At 69.8% G+C, this 5,432-nt stretch carries 5 protein-coding genes; 4 read left to right on the forward strand and 1 reads right to left on the reverse strand.

Annotated features, from left to right (window positions below):
- Positions 1-164 precede the first annotated feature (164 nt).
- Positions 165-962 carry an SDR family NAD(P)-dependent oxidoreductase gene (locus ACRX5S_RS31630; protein ID WP_436776592.1) on the reverse strand — a complete coding sequence of 266 codons (798 nt, stop codon included), beginning with the start codon at positions 960-962 and terminating at the stop codon, positions 165-167.
- 59 nt (positions 963-1,021) lie between these two features.
- Here ACRX5S_RS31630 and ACRX5S_RS31635 point away from each other — a divergent pair, with 59 nt between their 5' ends.
- The 4 genes from ACRX5S_RS31635 (at position 1,022) to ACRX5S_RS31650 (ending at position 5,279) form a co-directional block, all read left to right on the forward strand.
- Positions 1,022-1,402: a MerR family transcriptional regulator gene (locus ACRX5S_RS31635; protein ID WP_436776593.1), complete on the forward strand. Its 381-nt coding sequence runs from the start codon at positions 1,022-1,024 to the stop codon at positions 1,400-1,402.
- A 253-nt stretch (positions 1,403-1,655) separates the two neighbouring features.
- Positions 1,656-2,300, forward strand: coding sequence for a GNAT family N-acetyltransferase (locus ACRX5S_RS31640; protein WP_436776594.1), 645 nt, complete (start codon positions 1,656-1,658; stop codon positions 2,298-2,300).
- A gap of 399 nt (positions 2,301-2,699) precedes the next feature.
- Positions 2,700-4,067: a protein kinase domain-containing protein gene (locus ACRX5S_RS31645; protein ID WP_436776636.1), complete on the forward strand. Its 1,368-nt coding sequence runs from the start codon at positions 2,700-2,702 to the stop codon at positions 4,065-4,067.
- A 561-nt stretch (positions 4,068-4,628) separates the two neighbouring features.
- A complete protein-coding gene (locus ACRX5S_RS31650) occupies positions 4,629-5,279 on the forward strand; it encodes a DUF6461 domain-containing protein (RefSeq protein WP_436776595.1) in 651 nt (216 codons plus the stop codon).
- The last annotated feature ends 153 nt before the right edge of the window (positions 5,280-5,432 follow it).

The raw sequence follows: 5,432 nt of genomic DNA on the forward strand, positions 1-5,432 counted from the left end.
CTCACCACCGCGCGTTCGGGGAATCGAGAGCGGCAGGTGTGGAGACGCAGCCCGGCTTCGTGACTGTCGGCTCGGCGGAGCCAGTCCCGTAGTTGTGGCTGGCCGATGCACCGCCCCCGACAGCAGGTCGGATACCACCGGTCGCCTCCAAGCCAGAGCTTCGGCTATTCGCCGAGGCCCTGGCCGAATCCGCCGTCCACGGGCAGTTCCACACCGGTCGTGAACGTCGCCTCGGCTGCCAGGTACAGCGCGGCGGCGGCGATCTCCTCCACCGTGCCCCCTCGACCCATCGGTGTGGAGGCGTTGCCCTGTTCGACGAACTCGGCGCGCTGCTCGTCGGTCAGGTCGGCGACGCCCATCGTGGGGGTGAGGATGAAGCCGGGCGCGATCGCATTGACGCGGATCTTGCGGGGCAGCAGTTCGGTTGCGAGCACCTTCGTGAAGGCGGCGACGGCTTCCTTCGCCGCGGAGTAGGCGCTGAGGCCGGGGTAGATCCGGTCGTTGGAGACGGTGGTGAAGACGATCGAGCCGCCCTTGGCGATCAGCGGTGCCAGGGCCTGGACGGTGAAGAAGGCACCCTTGGTGTTCACGTCGAAGATGCGGTCCCAGGACTCCTCGGTGACCTCTTCGAGCGTCTGGAACTCGGCGATGCCCTGGTTGACGAACAGGTAGTCGAGGCCGCCGAGCCGATCGGCGGCCTGGTCGCGGAGGGCGGCGATGGCGGCGGCGTCCGTGGCATCCGAGCGGACAGGGTGGGCCAGCGGGGTGTCGAGCGCCGCCTGGGCCTCGGCGAGGCGCTGCTCGCTGCGCCCGGTGTACATCACTGCGGCGCCGCGGTCGGTGAGGGCCTGGACGATGGCTCGGCCCATGCCGATCGTGCCGCCGGTGACGACAGCCTTACTGCCGGTCAGGGCCTTCGCGTCGACGGATGCACCGAACTGAGAGATCTCGGGAGTTGTCATGGCCGCTAAGCTAGACCTTGACATTGACGTCAGAGTCAAGCTTGCGCGGCAGGGGTCACATGTTCATCGGCGAGTTGTCGAACCGCACCGGCGTCAGCACCCGGAGCCTGCGGTACTACGAGCAACAGGGGCTGCTGCAACCGCAGCGGCGAGCCAGCGGCTACCGCGAGTTCGGCGAGTCCGACGTGGCCGCCGTACGCCGCATCCGCATCCTGCTGGCGGCCGGGTTGAACACCGACCTGATCCGGGAAGTCCTTCCCTGCATGGCCGACAAGCGGTCGATCCTGGCGCCGACCTGCGAGGAAATGGCCCAGGACCTCAAGACGGAGCGCGAGCGCCTGAGCAGTTCCATCGAACAGCTCCAAGCCGCGCACACCATGCTCAGCTCGATCATCCACGCAGGCGAAGCACTCACCGCCCGGGCCGGGGCCACCAGGTAGGGCCCCACCTTCCCAGTCCGGCTCGGACCGAGTTCCCTTGTCCATGGCGCCTCCCCGAGCCTTGACCAGGACACGCGCTGCCCTGGCAGGAAGCCAACTGCACTGACCCTTGGGGCGCCGGACCTCGATGTGGGATTGACGCCGGCGGCGAGCGGACGCGCCGCACAGGCGGTTGAAGAGGCTGGGAACACCTCGGGAGTGGGGTGCGTGACGGGTACGAAGAGTACGGGCTTCGATCGTGGAGAATGCGCGCATGGGGATCGCCGTCCGCACCTTCGCTGATGCAGACAGGACCGCGCTGCGGGAGCTCGCCCCGCGGGTCGGCGAGGGGTCGCCGAGCGGGTCGCTGTGGGGCCACCCCGAGTCCGAGGCGGCCATGTACCTCGACCCGTACGCGGACCTGCTGCCGGACTCGCTGTGGCTCGCCTTCCTCGACGGCGCGCTGGTCGGGTACCTGGCCGGGTGCCCCGACAGCGCCGAATTCCCTTCCGAGTCCAGGCGCATGGACCGCGCCATCCGGGAGCACCGCCTCTTCCTGCGCGCCCGGCCGGTCGCGTTCTTCGCACGGGCAGTGGCCGACGCCGGATGGTCAGCGCTGCGCCGCCGCCCCACCGCAGGCGACTTCGCCGATCCGGCGTGGCCGGCCCACCTGCACATCAACCTCGCCCCCGAGGCGCGCGGCACCGGAGCGGCGCAGGAGCTGATGACCCGATGGCTCCAGCAGCTCCGGACCGCAGGATCCCCGGGCTGCCACCTCCAAACGCTCGTGGAGAACACCCGGGCCGTGCGGTTCTTCCGCCGTATGGGCTTCACCCCGTACGGTCCGCAGCCGATGGTGCCCGGCCTGCGCCACGAGGGACGGCGGGTGCACCAGCTGACGATGGTGCAAAGCCTGTGACGCGAGTGCCGGCGGGGATCGGTGATGTTCCCGACAAAGCGGACCAGGTGTTCCGACCGAACGGATGGACTCCGCCCACGTGTTCGCCGCGTTCCGGGCGCTGAATCGCGTCGAGTTGGTGTTGAGACGGTCTGGGCCCGATGGAATGCGCCGCTGCCGCTACCGGGGCGGCACCGGCCACCGCGTCCGGAACCAACATCGTGCGGCTGAGCGCGTGCGCGCCGCCAAGCGCTGTCCTGCGGCCCGACAACGATCACCAACGGCATCCCGCATGTGAGACAAGGCTGTTGCCTTCACAACCACAGTTGCGCGCAGGCGCCGAGGTGCGGTGGGCTTGGTCGTTCGAGGAGCACCTGCCTGTTGCGGGTTCGGGGTGGTGGGCGTGGAGACGGGGGCGTGATGGAGCTGTTGGGCAGCGGGGATCCGCAGCAGGTCGACCGGTTTCGGCTGGTGGGCGTTTTGGGGGCCGGCGGAATGGGGCGGGTGTTCCTGGGCCGGGCGCCGGACGGCGCGGCGGTGGCGGTGAAGGTGGTGCACCCGTACTTGCTGAACGGCGACCGAGGCGAGTTCCGTGCCAGGTTCGTCCGCGAGGTCCAGGCCGCTCGGGGCGTGGACACGGCGTTCACCGCGAGGGTGGTCGCCGCCGACGCGGACGCGGAAGTGCCTTGGCTGGCCACAGAGTTCGTTCCCGGTATTCCGTTGAGTGAGGCGGTGAGCCGGTTCGGGCCGCTGCCGCAGGAGTCGTTGCTCGCATTGGGAGCGGGTCTGTTCGCCGCGCTGGCCGAGATACACGCTGCCGGGTTGGTGCATCGGGACGTCAAGCCGTCCAACGTGATGCTGGGCGTCGACGGCCCGAAGGTCATCGACTTCGGGATCGCCCGCTCCGCCGGGGCGACGGGACTGACGCGGACAGGGCAGACCGTGGGCACGATGGGGTTCATGTCGCCCGAGCAGTTCGAACGCTCCGACGTCGGACCGGAAAGCGACGTGTTCTCCGCCGGCGCGGTCCTGGCCTACGCCGCGACGGGCCACCCGCCGTTTCCCGGCGACACCCTGCCCGTACTGTTCGCCAACCTGACCACCCGCAATCCCGACCTCGCCGGCCTCCCGACAGCGCTCGCACCGCTCGTCGAGGCCGCCCTCGCGAAGGACCCGGCGGACCGCCCCGCCGCCGCAACCGCCCGAACGATGCTCCCCGCACCGCCGACCCACGTCGGGGCGGACCACGGGTGGCTGCCCCTCGCGGTCACCCACGCCATCCTGCGCGCCGCCGCAACCGCACTGCGCACCCCCGGGCCCGCACCGGACAACGGAGCTCAACGCGCCGCACCGCCCGCGCCCAACCCCGGAAGGCAAACCGCCACCGCTGCCCGGCGGTCGCCGCAGGAATCGAACGCCACCCCGCACAATCCCGACCAGCCCACCTGGCCGCCCCCCAGGCTCCCTCTGGGACGTTCTGCGGTCGATCTCCTTTGTGTTGCTCGGTCTGACCAGCCAGGTCCTCGTCGCCCGAAGGGCCCTCCACGGGTACCCGGGTGGGATGGACACCGCGAACTGGGTGGTTTCCATTCTCTTCGGATCAATCCCCCAAGGCGTAGGCGTGCAGCGTCTGCTCCAACCACGGCTCGGAAAGAGGAACTCAACAGTGGCAGCGATCACGGCGGCCGCAGTCATCTACGCCGGATTCGTAGCATATGTGACATGACCAACGATCCATGGCGTCCCCGCCTTCGGGCCGACTCCGTCAGCGTGCGAGAGCGCCAGTGATCTCCACACCCGGGCACGCCGCGACCTGAACAGCGAGCGCGTCGCGCTCCGCGACGTCCACCGACAAACCCCAACGCAGCTTCATCGCCACCCAGTTCGTCGCATACTCGCACCGGTACGCCTCATACGGAGGCATCCACTGCGACGGATCCTTGTCCGCCTTACTCCTGTTCGACGCCGCCGACACCGCGATCAACAGCCTCGGGTCGTCCAGGTCGTTCGCGTACGCCTGACGCTCCGCCGGGGTCCACCCGGACGCCCCGACTGGCGGGGAGCGCTATTCGAATGGTGCGGTATTCCGAGGTGGCGGGTGACGCCAGGCTGTGCTGGTGACGTGCGACCGTGACGAGCACCGACGACATGCCGGTCGACGGAACGTGCCAACGTGTCGTCGGGACCGGGGGCCGGTGGTAGGGCTGCCGGTCGGTGTCGGGCCGTACAGTGCCACCCTGGCGGTCCACGTGCGAACTGTCGTCGGGGCGCCAGACGACGCGCCAGGAGCGACGTCGCCCCCCGGTCGTTGCGGAACCACCTCGATGTCCTGCGCTGGGAGGGACTGGCATGCCGGACGGAATCCTGTGGCTCCCCGACGCGTTCAAGATCCTCTACTGCGTCGTCTTCGTTCGGGGTGTCACCGAGGAGGAGTTGGCGCGGCGCCTCGGCGCAGACCCCGCTTCCGCGGTGCCGATGACCTGGGCGGACGTGGATACCCGGGGCGTCGGCTCGTATCACGGCATGCCCGAGGAGGTCGTCCGGCTGGGCAGTGCGGGCGACTGGGCGTTCGCGTTCGAGCACCGCTCCAGCGTCGGCTACCGGTTGCTCGCACCGGTCTCGAACGGGACGGAGGCGGTGCTCGTCGCCGACTTCCACCTCACGCGCGCCTTCGCATACGCGCAGCACGGCGAAGTCGTCACGCGCTTCGAGCCGGGCATGGAGCGCTTTGCCGCGGGAACCGACCCGCGCCGGTGGTGGCCCGAGATGATCGAGGCCGGGCTGCTCATGCCGGACGGGCGGTCCCCCGCCGAAGCGAACATCTCTGCCGACTACGACCGGGACTGCCTGCGTTTCGCCGAATCCACCTTCGTGCTGGACCTGCCTCGCGAGGCGCTCGTCCACGGCACCCTGTCGTCCGTCCTCGTCCCCAACCCCGAGTACGTACCGCCACGGCCAAGTCGCATGCGCCGGCAGCCTATGCGCCGAGACCCGCGGTAGGGCGTGCCGCCCCCGTCGGGATGCTCGATCATGCGGAGCGCACCGGCGCACCGACGACCAGGTACTCAACTGGCTCTCCGCCCCACCGGCCGCTTCGCCGGAGCGGTGTCCTTGCCACCTCAGGAGGACGCTCCTGCCACGGTCCGGTGCCCG

It is taken from the genome of Yinghuangia sp. YIM S09857 (assembly GCF_051388915.1).
In the GTDB taxonomy this organism is placed as follows: Bacteria; Actinomycetota; Actinomycetes; order Streptomycetales; family Streptomycetaceae; genus Yinghuangia.